The organism is Actinoplanes sp. NPDC049599 (assembly GCF_044465625.1).
Taxonomy (GTDB): Bacteria; Actinomycetota; Actinomycetes; order Mycobacteriales; family Micromonosporaceae; genus Actinoplanes.
This window is the reverse complement of sequence record NZ_JBITLX010000031.1, coordinates 47,228-64,918: the sequence shown is the minus strand read 5'-3', so window position 1 is coordinate 64,918 and position 17,691 is coordinate 47,228. Positions and strand designations below refer to the sequence as shown.

Sequence of the window (17,691 nt, the reverse complement as noted above, 5' to 3'; positions counted from 1 at the left end):
GCGCCTCGCGGGTTGGTCCGGGCCGTGACCCGTCGCCTCGCGGGTTGGTCCGGGCCGTGACCCGTCGCCTCGCGGGTTGGTCCGGGCCGTGACCCGCCGCCTCGCGGGTTGGTCCGGGCCGTGACCCGTCGCCGCCTGGTCAGTCGATGCTCACCGTTACCGCGCCCAGTCGCAGGGTGCCGTCGGTGAGTGGGGTGCAGCGGATGCCGCCCCGGCCGCGCAGGTTCCGCCACGCGCCCGGGCCGACCGTCACGTCCATCCACGCGCACGGGTTCGCCCGGCGGCGTACCTGAAGGGCCACCGGGCCGTCGCCGGAGTCGAGGGTGAGCACCGCGCCGACCAGGTCGTCGACGGCGATGCCGCGGACCAGGATGTTGCGCCGGACCTCGGCGAGGCCGGCGCCCGGCGGCAGCGACTCGGCCGCGATCACCGTGACGCTCGCGTCGCGGTGCGCCGGCCGGGCGAAGTACCGGTCGCCCTCGATGCCCAGCCCGGCCCGGATCCGGACGTGCCCGACGAGCTCACCGGGCGGCGCCGGGGCGGGGCCGTCGGCCGGGCGGCCGGTGAAGCGGTGGGCGGGCGAGGCGAGCAACTGCACGATCTCCGGCACCCGGGAAGTCTACGGCCGGCCTTGACTCGGACACATCTTGTCCGAGTAGTATCTCGGACATAACTTGTCCGAGATGAGAAGAGGGTGGCCATGAAGATCGTGGTGATCGGTGGAACCGGGCTGATCGGCTCGCAGCTCGTCGCGCAGCTCCGCGGGCGCGGCCACGAGGCGGTGCCCGCGTCGCCCGCGTCCGGAGTGGACACGATCACCGGCGCCGGGCTGGCCGAGGCGCTCGCCGGGGCCCGGGTGGTCGTCGACGTGGCGAATTCCCCGTCGTTCGACGACCATGCGGTGCTCGACTTCTTCCGCACGTCGGGACGCAACGTGCTGGCCGCCGAGCGGGCGGCCGGCGTCGGCCACCACGTCGCCCTCTCGGTGGTGGGCGCGGACCGGCTGGCCGACAGCGGTTACCTGCGCGCCAAACTGGCCCAGGAAGAGCTGGTCAAGGAGGCCGGCGTGCCGTGGACGATCGTGCGCGCGACTCAGTTCTTCGAGTTCCTCGGCGCCATCGCGGGCGCCGCGACCACCGATGGCACGGTCCGCGTCCCGCCGGCCCTGATGCAGCCGGTCGCCTCGGCGGACGTCGCGGCGACGCTGGCGGAGGTGGCGCTGGGCGCGCCGGTCAACGGCACGATCGAGCTGGCCGGCCCGGAGCAGGTGCCGATGGACGACCTGATCGGCCGCTACCTGGCGGCGACCGGCGACGGCCGCCCGGTGACGGCCGACCCGCATGCCCGTTACTTCGGCGCGGAGCCGGACCTGAAGGCCCTGGTCCCGGCGGGCGAGCACCGCACCGGCGGCACCGACCTGGCCGGCTACCTGGCCGGTCTCCGCGGCTAACGCGCCCGCCGCCGGAGCGTCGCCGTGCGGGTGGCGGCGCTCCGGCGGGCGGTGCGGGTCAGCCCTGAGGGTTGAACGGGATGCCGGCCGGCTTCGCCGCGGTGAGCAGGGACTCGAACGAGCCGTCCTTGATCTTGATGCTGGCCGAGCCGAAGTCGGCGGCCATCAGCTTGTCCCGCAGCGCGGTGCCGGGCCAGCCGTTCCAGTCCACGAGCGGCGGGTAGCGCCAGTTGTGGTAATGGTTCTCCGGCGGCTCGTCGTTGCTGTTGGCGAGCCGGAAGAAGTGCGTCGACGCGCCGTCCTTGTGGTAGACGACCTTGGGGTGGGTGCCGTCGAACCGGACCGCCGAGCGGGCGTACGTGCGCTGGCTGCTGTGCTGCGTGGTGGTCACGTACTCGGCCCGGTCGGTGGACTGGTCCACCCAGGAGATGACGTGTTCCCAGTCGTGCCGGTGGCCGCCGAGGCCGCTGCCGTGCACCGCCTGGTCCTTCTCGAAGTAGCTGGCGTAGACGATCGCGCACCAGCCGTTGTTGCACTTCGACCGGGCGTACGTCTGCGACTTGTCCAGATCGGACTGGTCCCGGCAGCTGCCGTTGATCGCCCCGGTGGTCTTCAGGCCGCCGTTGAGCGTGCCGTCCGGGCTGATCGCCGAGACGGCGTAACACCCGTCGGTGTCGTAGTCGTAGGCGGGCGAGAAGGTGGTCTCGTAGCCGCCGGCGTTCTGCGGCAGGTTGGCCAGTGAGTCGGCGTGGGCCGCGGTGGCGGGGAGCAGGATCGCGGCGGCGGCCAGCCCGGCCGCGATCAGGGCCGGCCGGCGGCGGGACGGCGAGCGGCGGGCTCGCGGCGATGACACGTGTTCCATTCGTCGCCCTTCGTGGATCGACGCGCCTCGGCCGCACGGGGGCCGCCGATGCATGAGGGTCTATATCTCACCCCGTGGCCGGACCCCGGTCAATGGCGTACGCGAGAAGTACTCACGAAATATCGGTGGCCAGCCAGGTTCGCAGGCCGGCGAAGGTGCCCGGGCCGTAGTCGCCGGTCACGTCCGCGGCCAGGTCCGCGATCGTCACCGCCCGCAGCGCCGCCCGCCACGCGTCGTCGGCCGCGGTCATCGCCCGCGAGATCGCGCACGGCCGCAGGCAGGCCTCCGCGGCAGTGGCCATCGGGCCGCGCCGGCGGATCTCCGTGCAGAGGAACGCGGGCCGGGCCCCGTCGACCGCCTCGACCACGTCGAGCACCGTGATCTCGGCGGGCGGGCGGGTCAGCACGTAGCCGCCGGCGTGGCCCTGCACCGACTGCACCAGGCCCGCCCGGGACAGCGCCTGCAGCTGCTTGGCCAGATAGCTGCCCGAGACGTCGTGCAGCTCGGCGAGGCGGGCGGCCGGCACCGGCCGGTCGGCGGCGGTGAGCACCACCGCGCAGTGCAGGGCCCACTCCACCCCACCGGACATCTTCACCGGCCCAGCCTACCTGTCTGCGACAAAGTCTGTCTGAGTTGGCGCCGCGCCGGGTGAACCCTCAGCCGGCGGTGCCGGCGGCCGATGGACCAGTCATGCTGGTGCGCCTCGCCTCCCTGCTCGGCACCGCGGCGGTCGCCGGCGTCCTCGCCGTCGTCCCGGCGGCGCCGGCCGCCGCCGCGGTCGTCACGGCGCCGTGCCTGCCGGACGGCGCCGGGCCGATGTGCCAGGTCTGGACCGGCAAGGTGGTACGCGTCAACGACGGCGACACCCTCTCGGTCGACCTGGCCGGCGACGGCACCGGCACGCCCCGGTCGATCCGGCTCATCAACGCCCAGGCGATGGAGCAGACGGTCTACTCGTCCGTGCCGCAGCGCCGCCGGGGCGAGTGCCACAGCGTCGCGGCCACGGCCCGGCTGGAGCAGCTGGTCAAGGCCGGCGGGGGACAGGTCCGCCTGACCGCCCAGCACGCGGCCAGCAGCAGCCGCAACCGCCCGCTGCGCAGTGTCGCGGTGCGGATCAACGGGGTCTGGCGGGACGTCGGTCTGGACCTGCTGCGCCACGGGCTCGCCCTGTGGCAGCCGTTCGGCGGGGAGTGGGCCTGGAACCCGCAGTACCGGGTGGCACAGGCGCAGGCCGCCCGGGACGGCCGCAACATCTTCGACGCCGACACCTGCGGCACCGGGCCGGCCCAGCGCAGCCCGCTCGCCGTGGTGGTCAACTACGACGCCGAGGGCGCCGACGACCGGAACCTCAACGGCGAGTGGGTCCGGGTGGAGAACCGGTCGGACGCCGCGCTGCCGCTGGCGGGCTGGTGGGTGCGCGACTCGGCGCTGCGCCGCTACACCTTCCCGAAGGGCACGGTCGTGCCCGCGCGGGACGCGGTCTACCTGCACGTCGGTTCCGGTACGCCCACCGCCACCCACAAGTTCTGGGGCCTGACCGCGCCGGCCTTCGACAACCCGACCTCCGACGCCGAGGCCCACGGTGACGGCGCCTACCTCTTCGACCCGCAGGGCGACCTGCGCGGCTGGATGCAGTATCCGTGTGTGCTCTCCTGCCCCGCGGCGCCCGCCGGCCGGCGCTGACCGGTCAGCGCCGGGCGAACAGGATCAGGTTCGCCTTGGTGGCCCGCCACACGCCGGCCACCCGGTAGTCGGCGGTCAGCACCGGGCCCACCGCGCCGGTGTCGGCCAGCGGCGCGGTCGAGGTGAGCTCCTTGCCGACCGGCTGCCAGCGGAAGAGCCACACCCGGGGCGCGGACCCGAGGCAGGCCACCGGGTCGGGGCACTGCACCGCGTCCAGCTCGCCGACCTCGGCGGCCGGGGTGAGCAGCAGCACGTCGCGGGGTTTCTGGCGGCCGCGCAGCTGGTAGTCGACGCCCGCACGCAGCGACCAGGTGCCCGCGGTGCCGTAGACGATGACGTCGCCGGGCTGCTGGTGGCGTTCGAGGTAGCGGCCCACGGTGCGGAAGTCCGGGCCCAGGTGGCTGGTCTGGCTGCGGACCCGCTGCTGCGCGGGCCAGCCCACCCCGACCAGCAGCACCAGTGCCGCGACCGCCCGCAGCGGCACGGCCCGCAGCGCCACCGCCGCGCACAGGCAGATCGCCGGGACGACGACCAGCACGTACCGCGGGACCCACAGCGGCGAGGTCACGAACGAGACGCCGATGAGCGCCGCGGGCGGGGCCACGGCCAGCACGGCGAGCTCGCGCAGCGGGCGGCCGTCGCGGTGCCGGGCCGTCAGGGCCAGGCCGATCAGCAGCAGCCCGACCGCCGCGACGCCGAAGATGTCGCCCGGCGCGGTCATCACCTGGCGCAGCGTCATCGGCGGCAGCCAGTCGAGCTGCGAGCCGCGCTGGGTCAGCCCGAGATAAACGAACGGCAGCACCGGCAGCAGCGCGACCGCGGTCACCACGAGCCAGCGCAGCGGCCGGGTGCCCGGCGCGTCCCGGCGGGCCCGGGTCAGCACCGCGTACGCGTGCCCGATCAGCACCAGCAGCGCCAGGATGTGGGCGAGGCCGAGCAGGGTGACGGTGACGCCGTACAGGATCCAGCGGGCCCAGGTCGGCTCGCGCAGGGCGCGGTAGAGCAGCAGGGTCGCCAGCGTGGCCAGCAGGAAGGCGATGCCGTACGCCCGGGCGTCCTGGGCGTACCGGGACAACTGCGGCACGGTGACCAGGAGCAGACCGGTCAGCAGGCCGGTCGCCGGGCCGAACAGTCGGCGGCCGAGCTCGGCCGAGACGCCCACGCCGAGCGTCACCGCGATCAGCGACGGCGCCCGCAGCGCCAGCTCGGAGTCGCCGAAGACGCCCGTCCAGAAGTGCATGAACAAGTAGTACGGCGAGATCACACCGTCGAAGTGCCGGGCCAGGTCGACCAGCTGGCCCACGCTGCGCCCGCTGGCCAGCCAGGTGGCGTTCTCGTCCCAGCCGACCGCCGGCCGGCGCAGCCCGATCCGGCCGACGGCCAGCATGAGCAGCGCGGGGAGCACCGCCGGGCCGCACATCAGCAGCGGCCCGGGGATGCGGCGTCCGAGCACCCGGACGGTGTCGTCGGGCTCCCGCGGTGGTGCCGCGGGGGCGCTGTCGGTGTCAGCCGGTGCCACCAGGGTCACGTCTCTCCTCGCCTGCCGGAGACGGAATCGAGTCAGATCGAACTGCCACTCTAGAGGCAGCCGCCCCGGCGCGGACTCCCGCCGGATGCCCTCAGGTGTGCACCTCGTCACTTGCTAGACGGCTGTCTACTCTGGAACTGCGGCGTCTGCTACGGACACGTTTCCGGCCGGTGAAGGCAGCGCTCACACGACGGAGAAGTGCTCGGGCAGCCGGGACCGGCCGGTGAGCGCGCGCAGCACCAGCGGGCCGTCGCCGGCTGCCACCGCCACCTGGGCGGCCTGGGTCAGCGACTCGGTGACGGCGTCCAGCGCCAGCTCGAAGGGCACCCCGGCGGCTGCGGCGACGTCCAGGCCGTGCACGACCAGCTCGAAGGTGCGGGTGGGCACCCAGTCCCGCACCCGCATGCCGCCGGCCGGGGTGGCGACCACGTCGTCGTCACCGGCCGCGGCCAGCGCCGCGGTGGCCTGCCCGGCGAGCTCGCTGACCCGGGCCGCCGCGGCGTCGCCCAGCCACTTGCCGGTCTCCCGCGCGTCGGCCGAGGAAGCCGCCGTCGCCGCGGCGTACATCTCCGCGGGCGCGGCGCGGGCGAACGTCCAGTAGTGCTGCGGTGACCCGATGCTCACCTCGCCGCCGGGGGCGGCCAGCACCCGCGGCACCTGCCGCAGCGCCGAGCTGACCGTGTGGCCGACCAGGTCGCGCAGGCTCCAGTCGCCGAGCCCGGGCTGGTCCCAGCGGTCCGCGGGCAGCCGCGACACCAGGTCGGCGAACGAGACGGCGGCGGCCCGGTAGGTGCGGCGATAGTCCATCGCCCCAATCTGTCACTTCCCGGCGGCCGCCGGCCACCCGGCCTCAGCTGGTGGCGGGCAGGCCGAACACGTGGTTGAGGCCGGTCACCTGGATCGCCTTGCGGACCGGCTGCGAGGGGTTGGTCAGGGTCAGCGACACCCCGTGGCTGGCCGCGGTGTTGCGGGCGCTGACCAGGGCGCCCAGCGCGTACGAGTCGATGAACGTCACCTCGGCGACGTCCACGTTCAGGTAGCGGCAGGCGCCGCCGGCCGCGGCCGCGGCCAGGCTGTCCCGGACCGCGTCCGCGCGATCCAGGTCCAGCTCGCCGGCGAGGACGGCGATGACCAGACCATCGGCGTCGACCTGCTCATATGTCACCACGGCGTCGTTGGGCATTCACCAGACGATAGTCGGCATCCCGCGGTTGTCGATCTGAGCGCCGCCCGATCGTGTGATCGGTGCAGGCCCGTCACCGCGGCGGGCCCCGGAGAGCGGAGCATCGGCATGGGCGAGATCGTGGTCGTGGAGAACGTGACCCTGGACGGCGTCATGCAGGCGCCGGGCGGCCCCGCGGAGGACACCCGGGGCGACTTCCGGTTCGGCGGCTGGGCGCGCCCGTACGCCGACCAGGTCAGCGCCGCCACCATGGGCAAGGGCATGAGCGAGGACGGCGCGCTGCTGCTGGGCCGGCGCACCTACCTCGACCTCCACGGGTTCTGGGCGAAGCAGGACGACGGGAACCCGTACACCGAGGTGCTGAACCGCAAGACCAAGTACGTGGTCTCGCGGACCCTGGCCGAGCCGCTGCCGTGGGAGCACTCCGTGCTGCTCGGCGGCGAGCCCACCGACGCCGTCGCCCGGCTCCGGGCCGACCTGACCGCGCCCGTCGTGGTGCTGGGCAGCGGCATGCTGGTCCGGGCGCTGGCCGCCGCGGGCCTCGTCGACCGGTACGTCCTGTCGATCCACCCGCTGGTGCTGGGCTCCGGGACCCGGTTGTTCGGCGCGGGCGCCGCGGCGTACCGGGAACTGACCCTCGTCGAGACCGTGACCAGCACGACCGGCGTGATCATCGCCACCTACCGGCCGTAGGTCTCCAGCAGCCGCAACCAGATCTCACTGACCGTGGGGTACGCCGGCACGGCGTGCCACAACCGGGCCACCGGCACCTCGCCGACGACCGCGATCGTCGCCGCCTGCAGCAGCTCGGCGACGTCCGGGCCGGCGAAGGTCGCGCCGAGCAGCACCTCGCGCCGCTCGTCGACCACCATCCGGGCGGTGCCGGTGTAACCGTCCGCGTGCAGCGAGGCCCCGGCGACCCGGCCGATCTCGTAGTCGACGACGCGGACCCGGTGGCCGGCCGCGCGGGCCGCCGCCGCGGTGAGCCCCACCGAGGCCACCTGTGGATCGGTGAAGGTGACCTGGGGGACCGCGTGGTGGTCGGCGGTGGCGACGTGGGCGCCCCAGGGCGCGTCCGACACCGCGGCGCCGGTGGCCCGGGCCGCGATGACGTCACCGGCCGCCCGGGCCTGGTACTTGCCCTGGTGGGTGAGCAGCGCGCGGTGGGTCACGTCGCCGGCGGCGTACAGCCAGTCGGTGCCGGGCACCCGCATGGTGTCGTCGGTGGTGATCCAGCCGCCCGGGGTCAGGCCCACCGTCTCCAGCCCGATGTCCCGGGTCCGCGGCGTGCGCCCGGCCGCGACCAGCACCTCCTCGGCGGTGACGGTGCCGCCGTCGCCGGTGCGGATCGTGACGCCGTCCGCGGTCCTGGTCACCTCGGTGGTGGCGGTGCCGAGCAGCACCGTCGCGCCCTGGTCGCGCAGGGCGGCGGCGACGAGCTCGCCGGCGAACGGCTCCATCCCGCCGAGCAGGCCGCTGCGGGCGATCAGCGTGACGGCCGTGCCGAAGCTCGCGTACGCCGTGGCCATCTCGGTGGCGACCACCCCGCCGCCGATGATCGCCAGGCCGGCCGGCACCTTCCGGGCGCTGGTCGCCTCCCGGCTGGTCCAGGGCTCCGCCGCCCGCAGCCCGGGGATGTCCGGCACCGCCGCGTCCGAGCCGGTGGTGATCGCCACCGCGTGGCGGGCGGTGAGCACCGTGGTGCTGCCGTCGGCCGCGGTGACGGTGACCTCCCGGACGCCGGTCAACGCGCCGTGGCCGCGGACCAGCGTGATGCCGGCGCCCGCGAGCCACTCCACCTGCCCGTCGTCGGACCAGTCGCTGGTGAAGGAGTCACGCCGGGCGAGCACCGCCGGCACGTCGAGTGCGCCGGTCACCGCCGCGGCGGCGCCGCCCACCTGCCGGGCCGCGCGCAGCGCCTCGGCCGGCCGCAGCAGCGCCTTGGACGGCATGCAGGCCCAGTAGGAGCACTCGCCGCCGACCAGTTCGTGCTCGACGACGGCGGCGGTCAGCCCGCCCCGGACGGCGCGGTCGGCGATGTTCTCGCCGACCGGCCCGGCGCCCAGCACGATCACGTCGTACCCGGCCTCGGTCATCTGTGTCATCCGCCCTGCGTACCACCGGAGGGCCGGGGGCGGGGCCACGGGTGGCCGGATAACCCGGCAGGATTGATGATCGTGCAGAAGGTTGCGCATCTTCGAAGGACACTGCACGGTTGTATGCACGTGCGCGGGGCACAAGTCGGGAGACGGAGGAACAATGGCCTCGGCTCAGCCGGACGGCAGCGGTGGCTCCACGGCGCTGCGGATCCAGCTCGGTGCCCGGTTGCGGCGGCTGCGACAGGCGCGCGGGATCAGCCGCGAGGCGGCGGGCTACGAGATCCGCGGGTCCGAGTCCAAGATCAGCCGGATGGAGCTCGGCCGGGTGCCCTTCAAGGAACGCGACGTGGCCGACCTGCTCGCCCTCTACGGCGTCGGTGAGCCGGAGCGCACGGCGCTGCTGAACCTGGCCCGGCGGGCGAACGCCCCGGCCTGGTGGCGGCAGTTCGGCGAGGTGGTGCCGCCCTGGTACCTGTCCTATCTGGGCCTGGAGGAGGCGGCGTCGCTGATCCGGGCGTACGAGGCGCACTTCGTGCCCGGGCTGCTGCAGACCCCCGACTACGCCCGTGCGGTGCTCGAACGCGAGCACGCCGCCGCGCCCGCCGCCGCCATCGAGCGCCGCATCGAGCTGCGGCGCAACCGCCAGCGGGTGCTCACCCGGCCGGATCCGCCGATGTTGTGGGCGGTGCTGGACGAGGCGGTGCTGCGCCGTGAGGTCGGCGGGCCCGGCGTGATGCGGGCCCAGGTGCGGGCCCTGCTGGCGGCCGCCGAGCTGCCCAACGTACGGCTCCAGATCGTCCGGTTCCACCAGGGCGGCCCGGCCGGCTTCCCGTTCGCCATCCTGCGCTTCGCCGAGCCCGAGCTGCCCGACGTGGTCTACGTCGAGCAGCTCACCGGCGCGGTCTATCTGGACAAGCCGGGCGACGTGGAGCAGTACGCGATCGCGATGGAGCGGTCCTGTCTGGAGGCCGAGCCGCCGGAGCGGACGCCGGCCATTCTCGATGACATGCTGCATCAGATCGCGCGCTGACAGTCACGGCTGACACGCCGGACATCGGCCGAACGGCGGGGCGCCGCACCGGATCTTCCACTTTTGGTCCAGTGTGCATATGCACGTGCATCGGTGCTTGCTTACGTTCGCGCATATGGCCATGCTTGGGCACGTGCAGGATGACCGGACGCTGAGGAGTGCAGGCATGGACGCCAACCGCGGCCCGAACCGGCCGGTGAGCCACTTCGCGGAGACCGACTACTGCTTCGGCACCGGCTCCCTCGTCATGCGCGTCGACCGGGTGGACTGGAACCGCCCGGTGATCCGCGACGGCGAGAACTGGTACGAGGTGGAGGGCATCGAGGTCACCACCGACGGCCGGGAGATCGGCCGCCGGCAGGCCCTGGTCCGCGGCCGCCGGCTGGCCTCCCTGCCCCGCAACACCCGCACCTGAGCGAAGCCGCGGCTCAGCTGCCCGCGTTGATCGACGAGGCGGCGAGCGCGCCGTTGGTCAGGCCCCAGCGCTGCAGCAGTTCGGTGTAGCGGCCCGAGCGGATCAGCACGTCGAGCGCGGCCCGCAGGGCGTCCCGCAGCTCCGGGTTGTCCTTGGCCACCGCCAGCCCGACCAGGCCGGGCTCGTACTGGGTGGTCGACGCCAGCTGGTAGTACGAACGGGTCTTGGTGTCGTTGGCCAGGTACGCCGCCGGCGGGTAGTCGTTCAGGATCGCGACCGCCCGCCCGGTCCGCACCTGCAGCAGCGCGTCCGCGTGGGTCTTGAAGGTCTTGATGACGATCGGGTCCGCGCCGCAGCCGGGCTGGGAACGGCGCAGCAGGTCGGCCTGCACGGTGGACTTCTCCACCGCGACCACCTGGCCGCAGAGGTCCTTGAGGTCGGAGATGCCGTGCGGGTTGCCGCGCTGCACGACCACCGCGGTGCCGGCCGAGAAGTAGTCGATGAAGTCGGCCTGCTTCTCGCGTTCGGCGGTGTCGGTCATGGACGACAGCACGCCGTCGTAGGTGCCCTTGGCGGTCTCGGTCAGCGCGCTGCCGAAGTCGGCGGCCACCAGCTCCACCCGGATGCCGGCCACGGCGCCGAGCGCGGCGGCCAGGTCGGCGTCGAAACCGATGATCGTGCGGCCGTCCGCCGCGTACGACTCCATCGGCGCGTAGCTGGGGTCGGTGGCCAGCTGGATGCCGCCCCGGTCGCGGACGTTCTGCGGCAGCATGTCGTGGATCTCCTGGCTGAGCGCGATGGCGCCGGTGGCCGGGCTGTCCGTGCCGGCCGAGGCCGTGCCGCACCCGCCGGCGGCCAGGGTGAGCGCGATGCCGGCTGCGGCCAGGCGTACGCGCCCGCGGTGGGAGTGCTTCATCGGGGGACCTCCGATACTCGGTCGAACGGGTGGGTGGCGGGCTCGGCGACCGCGGTCAGCTCGGCGCGGGCGTGCCGGCCGGTGCCGCGGGGGTGCAGGAACAGGTCGAGCAGATGCGGCCAGACCTGCGGGTGGGCGTACAGGAAGCCCTGGGCGTCGTCGCAGCCGGCCGCGGCCAGCCAGGCGCCGACCCGCTGGGTCTCCACGCCCTCGGCGGTGACCCGCAGGCCGAGCCCGTGCGCCAGCGCGATCACCGACCGGACGATCGCCTGGTTCTGCGGGTCGCTGTCCAGGTCGGCGACGAAGCTCCGGTCGATCTTGACCTCGGCCACCGGCACCGACCGCAGCTGCGACAGGCTGGTGTAACCGATGCCGAAGTCGTCGACGGCCACCCCGATGCCGAGCGCGGTCAGCTCGACGACCGCGCGGGCGGCCTGTGCGGCGTCGCCGGCCAGCGCGGTCTCGGTGACCTCCAGCAGCAGCCGGGCCGGCGGAGTGCCCTGCTCGGCCAGCAGGTCGGCGACGAACCGGGGGAAGCCGGGCGCCTCCAGGTTGCGGGCGGACACGTTGACCGCCACCGGCCAGGACTGGCCGAGCGCCGTCCAGCCCGCCTGGTCGGCCAGGGCCCGGCGCAGCACCCAGGCGGTGAGCGGCTCGATCAGCCCGGACTGCTCGGCGGCCGGCAGGAACTCCGCCGGGGCCAGCAGCCCACGCTGCGGGTGCTGCCAGCGCACCAGCGCCTCCAGGCCGCTGATCGTGTCGTCGGCGAAGCGCACCTTGGGCTGGTAGTGCAGCACCAGCTCGTCGCGCTCCAGGGCGTGCCGCAGCTCGGTCTGCACCACCAGCCAGTGCGCCGGGTGGGCGACCTGGCCGGCCGCGTACAGGACGATGTCGGCCGTGCCGCGCTTGCCGTGGTACATCGCGGCGTCGGCGTGCTGGAGCAGCTCCTCGACGTCCGTGCCGTGCTCCGGGTAGAGCGCCACGCCGAAGCTGGCCTCGATCCGCAGCGCGACGCCGTCCAGCAGGGTCTCCTGGACCAGGTCGCTGCGGGCCGTCTCGAGCAGGGCGAGCACCTCCTGCGCCGGCAGTGCGGGCAGGATCAGGCCGAACTCGTCCCCGCCGAGGCGGGCGACCGTGCCGGCGGCGCCCAGCGACCCGGTGAGCCGGCCGGCGACCACCTTGAGCAGCTCGTCACCGGCGTGGTGCCCGAGCGTGTCGTTGACCTCCTTGAAGCGGTTGAGGTCGACCAGCACGACCGCGCCGCCGGGGCCGGTGGGCCCGGCCGCCGCCAGGGTGTCGCGGGCCCGGACCCGGAAGGCGACGCGGTTCGGCAGCCCGGTCAGGCCGTCGTGCATCGCCTCGTGCTCGCGGCGGGAGGCGTAGCGGCGCAGCGAACGGGTGGTGGACCAGGCGATCAGCGCGAGCACGAGGTACAGCGCGGCCAGCGCGGCGCCCAGCCGCCAGTAGGTGACGACCATCTGCTGGCGCAGGTGCGCGGCGATCGCGTCGTACGGCAGGTACAGCTCCAGCACGCCGATCGCCTGGCCGGAGGCGCCCGCGATCACCGGTTGCAGGACCCGGATGACCTTGCCGGAGCTGCGCGCGGTGTCCGCGACGATCGCGACGTCGGTGCGGCCGGCGGTCGCCGAGCGGAAGGCCGGTTCGGAGACCGCGATGCCGCCGGCCGTCGAGCCGTCGTCGGAGAACGCCACCTGGCCGGCGAAGCTGCGCAGCCGCAGGCTGAGCACCGAACCGTGGAAGATGGCCAGGTCGGTGGCCTCCTGCAGGCGTTCGCGCTGGGTGGCGGTCAGCCCGCCGGCCAGGTCGGCGCCGTCCAGCGCGGGCGCGACGGCCATCTCCTCGATGACCGAGGCCTGGGAGCGGCCCTGGTCCTCGCCCTGGCGGGCGGCGTCCTCGTGGTAGCCCTGCACCAGCAGCCCGCCGAGCAGGGCGACCAGCACCAGGCTGGCGGCAGCGTAGGCGAGGAACAGGCGGGAGCCGGCACTCGTACCCCGTCTGGTCGTGCCGCGGCGCCGCATGCCCCTTCTATCGACCCGGGAGCCGGGGACTGAAGGGTTGGGGGTCACCCCGGCCGGTCGAACCGTCGCCGGAACATCGACTTGATGCAGAAGCGCCCTCGCGGGCGCCGGCCTGACGGCACCGATACCGATTCGCGGCAAACTTCCCTAAAACGGGCAAAATGCGGCAAAAGTCTGGTTACCGTGACGTCAGTATTTGTCCGCTAAGGAAGGGTTTATCATGAAAATCGTTCGAGGCCTCGCGCTCGTTCTGGGCACGGCAGCCGCCGCCCTGGCCTGCACGGCCGGGCCGGCGAGTGCGGGCGGGCACGGCGACCGGCACGACCACGGGCGTGGCCACGGCCACGGCCACCGGTATGACCACGGCCACGGCAGCCAGTCGAGCCACGGCAACATCGGTCTGCTGAACGGCAACCAGGCCGCCATCCCGGTCCACATCCCGATCAACGCCTGCGGCAACAGCATCGCCCTGCTCGGGCTCGCCACCAGCAACGCCGGCTGCGTCAACAACTGACTTCGCCCGCGGTAGGTGCCGGCCGTCGCCCACGGACGGCACCTACCCTCCCGATCTCTCCGGTACGCCCTCAGCCGCGTCCCACCCGCAGGGTGCCGACGCCGGCCACCGCGTCCAGGTCGATGCGGTTCTCGCTCTTGGCCCAGTCCGGTGACAGGAACGAGGCGCCCCGCGCGACCCCGTCGTCGGTCCGCCCGTCGAGCCGGACCTGGCCGGCCCCGCGCCGGGTGCGCACCCGCACCGGCACCCCCTGATCCGTGGACACCTCGAAGCGGTTCACCCCGCCCGACAGCCGGATCGGCAGCGTCCCGTCCGGCCGCGGCAGCGTCAGGTCGATCCGCGCTGCGCCGCCGGCGAAGTCCACCTGGTCCACCCGGGCCGCGCCCAGGTCGAACACGCCGGCCTTGACCCCGCCGGTGATCCGCATGCTCCACCGCACGTCCGCGTTGAGCAGCACGGTGACCGCCGCGTCACCGCGTTCGCCGTTGTCGTCGAGGAAGAGCTGCACGCCCGCCTCGCCGAGCTGCGCCCGCGGCACCACGCTGCTCTGCTCCGGCGTGGTGATCCGGTAGAGGTCGGCGCCCAGCTCCGCCGCCCGCAAGTTGATCACCGCGACGTCGCTGACCAGCTCGAAGCCCGCCTTGTCCCGGTCCCGGACGGGCGCCGACACGGTCGTCGCCCGGCTCGGAGAGGCGGACGGCGTCACGGTCACGGCCGGCGCCTGCGGGGTCTGCGGCGTCCGCGGCGCCTGCGCCCGTGGCGCCTCGACGGGCGGCTGCGCCCGGCCGTCGTCCCGGGTGAGGGTGAACCCGGCGACGCCTGCCCCGGCCAGCAGCAGCACGGCCAGGGTGAACCCCAGGGCGGCCGGCCGCCGGGAGCGCCGGCGGACGACCGGCACGACGTGCGGGGCCGCGGCCGCCCGGCCGCGGCTGCCGGAGCGCAGCAGCGCGTCGATCGCCGCCTCGGTCGGCTCGTCGGAGTAGTGGTCGGCGGGCGGCCCGATCCGGTGCGGCGCGTCGGGCCAGTAGTCGGAGATGGACGGCAGGGTCGGTGGCGTCGGGGCGGCGGACCGCCGGTAGATCGCATCGGGGTCGGCCGGGGCGGGGTTGTCCACTGCGCGTCTGCTCCCTCGGGCGAGCACCGCCGGCCGCGGGATCGCTGCGGCCGCCGGTGCGGGGTGATTCCCTGGTGACTACGGATGCCGGGCCCGTCCGGATCGACCGCGGCGGGGCGATCTTCCGGCGGGTGACCCACGGGCGGGGAATTGTGGAAATGTTCGGCGGGATGTCAAGACGGCGGCGCCGGCTCCGACCAACCGGTCGAAGGGCCCGGCCGGGCCCCGGAAGACCCGAGGAGCATCCGATGAAGTTCGTGATCAGCATGCACATCAACCCCGCCGTGCTGGACGCGCTGACCGACGAGGAGAAGGCCGCGATCGGCGACGGGCACGGCGCGTTCATCGAGGCGCTGCGCGGCTCCGGTGAGCTGATCATCACGCAGGCCCTGGTCGACCCCGCGCAGGCCGCCGTGGTCCGGGTCCGTAACGGCCGGCCGGTGGTGACCGACGGGCCCTTCCTGGAATCCAAGGAGTTCCTGGGCGGCTTCTACCTGATCGACTGCGAGAGCAAGGAGCGGGCGATCGAGCTGGCCGCGCAGATCCCGGACACCCGGATCGAGGGCCTCGGCGTCGAGGTGCGGCAGGTCATGTTCTCGGACGGATCGCTCGAGGCGTGACGGCACCGGCCATCGAGGACCTGCTGCGGGAGCTCACGCCGCAGGTCCTCGGCGCGCTGGTACGCCGGCACGGCCAGTTCGAAGGGTGCGAGGACGCCGTCCAGGAGGCCGTCCTGGCCGCCGCCGTGCAGTGGCCGGCCGAGGGCGTGCCGGGCAACCCGCGCGGCTGGCTGATGACGGTCGCGACCCGGCGGCTCATCGACCAGCTGCGCAGCGACCTCGCCCGCCGGGAGCGGGAATCGGCCGCGGCGGTCGACGAGGCGCCCGAGGTGCCGGACACCGACGACACCCTGGTCCTGCTGTTCCTGTGCTGCCACCCGGCGCTGACCGCGGCCTCGCAGACCGCCCTGACGCTGCGCGCGGTCGGCGGCCTGAGCACCGCCGAGATCGCCCGGGCGTTCCTGGTGCCGGAGGGCACGATGGCGGCCCGGATCAGCCGGGCCAAGCAGCGGATCCGGGAGGCGGGCAGCTCGTTCCGGCTGCCCGCCGGCGCGGAACGCGAGGACCGGCTGCGGGTGGTGCTGCACGTCCTCTACCTGATCTTCAACGAGGGCTACACCGCCTCCTCGGGCCCCGAGCTGCACCGGGCCGACCTCGCGCGGGAGGCGATCCGGCTGACCCGCACGGTGCACGCCCGGCTGCCCGGCGACGACGAGGTGACCGGGCTGCTGGCGCTGATGCTGCTGACCCACGCCCGCCGCGCGGCCCGGACGACGCCGGCCGGGGACCTGGTGCCGCTGGCCGAGCAGGACCGGACCCGCTGGGACCGCCGGCTGGTCGACGAGGGCACCGAGCTGGCGAAGGCGGCGCTGGCCGGCCCGGCGCTGGGGCCGTACCAGCTGCAGGCGGCCATCGCCGCCACGCACGCCGACGCCGCCACCGCCGCGGAGACCGACTGGCGGCAGGTGCACGCGCTGTACCTGATCCTGGAACGGATCGCGCCCAACCCGATGGTCACGCTCAACCGGGCCATCGCCCTCGCCGAGATCAGCGGCCCGCGGGCGGGCCTGGCGCTGCTGTCCCGGCTCGACGGCGACGAGCGGATGGCCGGGCACCACCGGCTGCTGTCGGTCCGGGCGCACCTGCTGGAGGCCGCCGGCGACCCGGCCGGGGCGTACGAGCACTTCCGCCGCGCGGCGCGGGCCACCGCCAGCCTCGCCGAGCAGCGCTACCTGGAAGCCCGCGCCCGGAAGCTGCCGGACGGGCGTTAGGCCGAGTCGCGCCAGACGATCGGGGTGGGCAGCAGGATGTTGCCCGGCGCCGGGTCCTCGTCGCGGAGCTGGCGGAGCACCAGTTCCGCCGCGTTGCGGCCGATCTCCCGGGCCGGCTGGTGCACCGTCGACAGGGGAGGCTGGGTGCGCAGGGCCCAGGAGCTGTCGTCGAAGCCGACCACGCCGACGTCCTCCGGCGCGCTGCGGCCCGCGTCGCGCAGCACCTCCAGCGCGCCCGCCGCCACCGCGTCCGAGGCGGCGAAGACCCCGTCGACGGCCGGCTGGCGGGCCAGCAGCTCGCGCATGCCCTTGACCCCCGACGCGTAGTCGTAGAGCGGCACCTCGGCGACCAGGTCGGGCTCGAAGCGGTCGCCGAGCGCGGCCCGGAAGCCGGTCAGCCGGTCGGCGCCGGAGTCGCGGTCCAGCGCCGCCGCGATCATTCCGATGTGCCGGCGGCCGGTGGCCATCAGCCGTTCGGTGATCGAGCGGGCCGAGCCCACGTTGTCGATGCCCACGTACGGGATGGAGCGGTGCAGGTCCGGCGGGTGGCCGACGAAGGTGGCCGGCAGCCGCAGCTCGGCGATCACCTTGGTGATCGGGTCGTGGGTCCGGGCCGAGACGATGATCGCCCCGTCCACGAAGCCGCCGCTGAGGTAGCGCGCCACCCGCTCGGTGTCGCGCGCGGAGTCGACCACCAGGTTGACCATCTGGTGGTCGGCCATCGACAGCACCTCGTTGGCGCCCAGCATGATCGCGCCGATGTTGGGGTCGTCCAGCAGCAGCGAGTGCGGCTCGAGGGCCAGGAAGCCGACCGCCTGGGAGCGGCGCATCACCAGGTTGCGGGCGGCGGTGTTGGGCACGTAGCCGACCTCGGCGATCGCGGCCTCGATGGCGGCCCGGGCCTCGGCCGAGACGTATCCGCCGTTGAGCACCCGGCTGACCGTGCCACGGGAGATGCCGGCAGCCGCGGCGACGTCGTGCACGGTGGCGCGTCTGTGCTTGTTCGGCGGGGCCACGGAAGCAGTGT

At 74.2% G+C, this 17,691-nt stretch carries 19 protein-coding genes; 8 read left to right on the top strand and 11 right to left on the bottom strand.

Annotated features, from left to right (window positions below):
* Positions 1 to 139: 139 nt before the first annotated feature.
* Entirely contained in the window at positions 140 to 610 is a 471-nt protein-coding gene (locus ACIBQZ_RS36280) for a molybdenum cofactor biosysynthesis protein (protein ID WP_396093399.1), read from the bottom strand.
* Positions 611 to 700: 90 nt separating this feature from the next.
* Between ACIBQZ_RS36280 and ACIBQZ_RS36275 the strand changes: the two genes are divergently transcribed.
* Positions 701 to 1,450 (top strand): SDR family oxidoreductase, encoded by a 750-nt coding sequence (locus ACIBQZ_RS36275; protein ID WP_396093398.1) that lies wholly within the window; start codon positions 701 to 703, stop codon positions 1,448 to 1,450.
* A 58-nt stretch (positions 1,451 to 1,508) separates the two neighbouring features.
* On the opposite strand, the gene ACIBQZ_RS36270 is transcribed toward ACIBQZ_RS36275, so the two are convergent.
* Both ACIBQZ_RS36270 and ACIBQZ_RS36265 read right to left on the bottom strand, forming a co-directional pair.
* Positions 1,509 to 2,303 carry an NPP1 family protein gene (locus ACIBQZ_RS36270; RefSeq protein ID WP_396093397.1) on the bottom strand — a complete coding sequence of 265 codons (795 nt, stop codon included), beginning with the start codon at positions 2,301 to 2,303 and terminating at the stop codon, positions 1,509 to 1,511.
* Positions 2,304 to 2,424: 121 nt separating this feature from the next.
* Positions 2,425 to 2,901, bottom strand: coding sequence for an RrF2 family transcriptional regulator (locus ACIBQZ_RS36265; RefSeq protein WP_396093433.1), 477 nt, complete (start codon positions 2,899 to 2,901; stop codon positions 2,425 to 2,427).
* A 101-nt stretch (positions 2,902 to 3,002) separates the two neighbouring features.
* On the opposite strand from ACIBQZ_RS36265, the gene ACIBQZ_RS36260 reads away from it, so the two are divergent.
* Entirely contained in the window at positions 3,003 to 3,995 is a 993-nt protein-coding gene (locus ACIBQZ_RS36260) for a lamin tail domain-containing protein (protein ID WP_396093396.1), read from the top strand.
* Between the two features lie 4 nt (positions 3,996 to 3,999).
* On the opposite strand, the gene ACIBQZ_RS36255 is transcribed toward ACIBQZ_RS36260, so the two are convergent.
* The 3 genes from ACIBQZ_RS36255 to ACIBQZ_RS36245 all read right to left on the bottom strand — a co-directional run bounded on the left by ACIBQZ_RS36255 (position 4,000) and on the right by ACIBQZ_RS36245 (position 6,706).
* Positions 4,000 to 5,523 (bottom strand): glycosyltransferase family 39 protein, encoded by a 1,524-nt coding sequence (locus ACIBQZ_RS36255; RefSeq protein ID WP_396093395.1) that lies wholly within the window; start codon positions 5,521 to 5,523, stop codon positions 4,000 to 4,002.
* A 183-nt stretch (positions 5,524 to 5,706) separates the two neighbouring features.
* Positions 5,707 to 6,330, bottom strand: a complete 624-nt coding sequence (locus ACIBQZ_RS36250) for a maleylpyruvate isomerase family mycothiol-dependent enzyme (RefSeq protein WP_396093394.1) — start codon at positions 6,328 to 6,330, stop codon at positions 5,707 to 5,709.
* 43 nt (positions 6,331 to 6,373) lie between these two features.
* Positions 6,374 to 6,706 carry an STAS domain-containing protein gene (locus ACIBQZ_RS36245; protein ID WP_396093393.1) on the bottom strand — a complete coding sequence of 111 codons (333 nt, stop codon included), beginning with the start codon at positions 6,704 to 6,706 and terminating at the stop codon, positions 6,374 to 6,376.
* 108 nt (positions 6,707 to 6,814) lie between these two features.
* Between ACIBQZ_RS36245 and ACIBQZ_RS36240 the strand changes: the two genes are divergently transcribed.
* Positions 6,815 to 7,399 carry a dihydrofolate reductase family protein gene (locus ACIBQZ_RS36240; RefSeq protein WP_396093392.1) on the top strand — a complete coding sequence of 195 codons (585 nt, stop codon included), beginning with the start codon at positions 6,815 to 6,817 and terminating at the stop codon, positions 7,397 to 7,399.
* Here ACIBQZ_RS36240 and ACIBQZ_RS36235 read toward each other — a convergent pair.
* Positions 7,387 to 8,802, bottom strand: a complete 1,416-nt coding sequence (locus ACIBQZ_RS36235; protein WP_396093432.1) for a dihydrolipoyl dehydrogenase family protein — start codon at positions 8,800 to 8,802, stop codon at positions 7,387 to 7,389. The genes ACIBQZ_RS36240 and ACIBQZ_RS36235 overlap by 13 nt on opposite strands.
* 163 nt (positions 8,803 to 8,965) lie before the next feature.
* Here ACIBQZ_RS36235 and ACIBQZ_RS36230 point away from each other — a divergent pair, with 163 nt between their 5' ends.
* Both ACIBQZ_RS36230 and ACIBQZ_RS36225 read left to right on the top strand, forming a co-directional pair.
* Positions 8,966 to 9,835 carry a helix-turn-helix domain-containing protein gene (locus tag ACIBQZ_RS36230; RefSeq protein WP_396093391.1) on the top strand — a complete coding sequence of 290 codons (870 nt, stop codon included), beginning with the start codon at positions 8,966 to 8,968 and terminating at the stop codon, positions 9,833 to 9,835.
* 166 nt (positions 9,836 to 10,001) lie between these two features.
* Positions 10,002 to 10,250: a hypothetical protein gene (locus ACIBQZ_RS36225; protein WP_396093390.1), complete on the top strand. Its 249-nt coding sequence runs from the start codon at positions 10,002 to 10,004 to the stop codon at positions 10,248 to 10,250.
* A gap of 13 nt (positions 10,251 to 10,263) precedes the next feature.
* On the opposite strand, the gene ACIBQZ_RS36220 is transcribed toward ACIBQZ_RS36225, so the two are convergent.
* Together ACIBQZ_RS36220 and ACIBQZ_RS36215 are read right to left on the bottom strand one after the other, a co-directional pair.
* Positions 10,264 to 11,166: an ABC transporter substrate-binding protein gene (locus ACIBQZ_RS36220; protein ID WP_396093389.1), complete on the bottom strand. Its 903-nt coding sequence runs from the start codon at positions 11,164 to 11,166 to the stop codon at positions 10,264 to 10,266.
* Complete coding sequence (locus tag ACIBQZ_RS36215) at positions 11,163 to 13,205, bottom strand: putative bifunctional diguanylate cyclase/phosphodiesterase (RefSeq protein WP_396093388.1); 2,043 nt, start codon at positions 13,203 to 13,205, stop codon at positions 11,163 to 11,165. Before ACIBQZ_RS36215 ends, ACIBQZ_RS36220 begins: the two co-directional genes overlap by 4 nt.
* A 220-nt stretch (positions 13,206 to 13,425) precedes the next feature.
* Between ACIBQZ_RS36215 and ACIBQZ_RS36210 the strand changes: the two genes are divergently transcribed.
* On the top strand, positions 13,426 to 13,719 hold the full coding sequence (locus ACIBQZ_RS36210) for a chaplin family protein (RefSeq protein ID WP_396093387.1): 294 nt from the start codon (positions 13,426 to 13,428) through the stop codon (positions 13,717 to 13,719).
* A gap of 70 nt (positions 13,720 to 13,789) precedes the next feature.
* On the opposite strand, the gene ACIBQZ_RS36205 is transcribed toward ACIBQZ_RS36210, so the two are convergent.
* Positions 13,790 to 14,833 (bottom strand): hypothetical protein, encoded by a 1,044-nt coding sequence (locus ACIBQZ_RS36205; protein WP_396093385.1) that lies wholly within the window; start codon positions 14,831 to 14,833, stop codon positions 13,790 to 13,792.
* Positions 14,834 to 15,081: 248 nt separating this feature from the next.
* On the opposite strand from ACIBQZ_RS36205, the gene ACIBQZ_RS36200 reads away from it, so the two are divergent.
* Complete coding sequence (locus ACIBQZ_RS36200; protein WP_396093384.1) at positions 15,082 to 15,453, top strand: YciI family protein; 372 nt, start codon at positions 15,082 to 15,084, stop codon at positions 15,451 to 15,453.
* Positions 15,450 to 16,664: an RNA polymerase sigma factor gene (locus tag ACIBQZ_RS36195; RefSeq protein WP_396093382.1), complete on the top strand. Its 1,215-nt coding sequence runs from the start codon at positions 15,450 to 15,452 to the stop codon at positions 16,662 to 16,664. The genes ACIBQZ_RS36200 and ACIBQZ_RS36195 overlap by 4 nt, the downstream gene beginning before the upstream one ends.
* On the opposite strand, the gene ACIBQZ_RS36190 is transcribed toward ACIBQZ_RS36195, so the two are convergent.
* A complete protein-coding gene (locus ACIBQZ_RS36190) occupies positions 16,661 to 17,680 on the bottom strand; it encodes a LacI family DNA-binding transcriptional regulator (protein WP_396093381.1) in 1,020 nt (339 codons plus the stop codon). The genes ACIBQZ_RS36195 and ACIBQZ_RS36190 overlap by 4 nt on opposite strands.
* Between the last annotated feature and the right edge of the window lie 11 nt (positions 17,681 to 17,691).

Excerpts from the sequence above, each read along its gene's own strand:
- ACIBQZ_RS36260 (WP_396093396.1), top strand. The coding sequence starts at position 3,003 with ATGCTGGTGCGCCTCGCCTCCCTGCTCGGCACCGCGGCGGTCGCCGGC.
- ACIBQZ_RS36230 (WP_396093391.1), top strand. The coding sequence starts at position 8,966 with ATGGCCTCGGCTCAGCCGGACGGCAGCGGTGGCTCCACGGCGCTGCGG.
- ACIBQZ_RS36210 (WP_396093387.1), top strand. The coding sequence starts at position 13,426 with ATGAAAATCGTTCGAGGCCTCGCGCTCGTTCTGGGCACGGCAGCCGCC.
- ACIBQZ_RS36225 (WP_396093390.1), top strand. The coding sequence starts at position 10,002 with ATGGACGCCAACCGCGGCCCGAACCGGCCGGTGAGCCACTTCGCGGAG.
- ACIBQZ_RS36245 (WP_396093393.1), bottom strand. The coding sequence starts at position 6,706 with ATGCCCAACGACGCCGTGGTGACATATGAGCAGGTCGACGCCGATGGT.
- ACIBQZ_RS36250 (WP_396093394.1), bottom strand. The coding sequence starts at position 6,330 with ATGGACTATCGCCGCACCTACCGGGCCGCCGCCGTCTCGTTCGCCGAC.
- ACIBQZ_RS36215 (WP_396093388.1), bottom strand. The coding sequence starts at position 13,205 with ATGCGGCGCCGCGGCACGACCAGACGGGGTACGAGTGCCGGCTCCCGC.
- ACIBQZ_RS36275 (WP_396093398.1), top strand. The coding sequence starts at position 701 with ATGAAGATCGTGGTGATCGGTGGAACCGGGCTGATCGGCTCGCAGCTC.
- ACIBQZ_RS36265 (WP_396093433.1), bottom strand. The coding sequence starts at position 2,901 with ATGTCCGGTGGGGTGGAGTGGGCCCTGCACTGCGCGGTGGTGCTCACC.
- ACIBQZ_RS36240 (WP_396093392.1), top strand. The coding sequence starts at position 6,815 with ATGGGCGAGATCGTGGTCGTGGAGAACGTGACCCTGGACGGCGTCATG.
- ACIBQZ_RS36235 (WP_396093432.1), bottom strand. The coding sequence starts at position 8,802 with ATGACCGAGGCCGGGTACGACGTGATCGTGCTGGGCGCCGGGCCGGTC.
- ACIBQZ_RS36200 (WP_396093384.1), top strand. The coding sequence starts at position 15,082 with ATGAAGTTCGTGATCAGCATGCACATCAACCCCGCCGTGCTGGACGCG.
- ACIBQZ_RS36220 (WP_396093389.1), bottom strand. The coding sequence starts at position 11,166 with ATGAAGCACTCCCACCGCGGGCGCGTACGCCTGGCCGCAGCCGGCATC.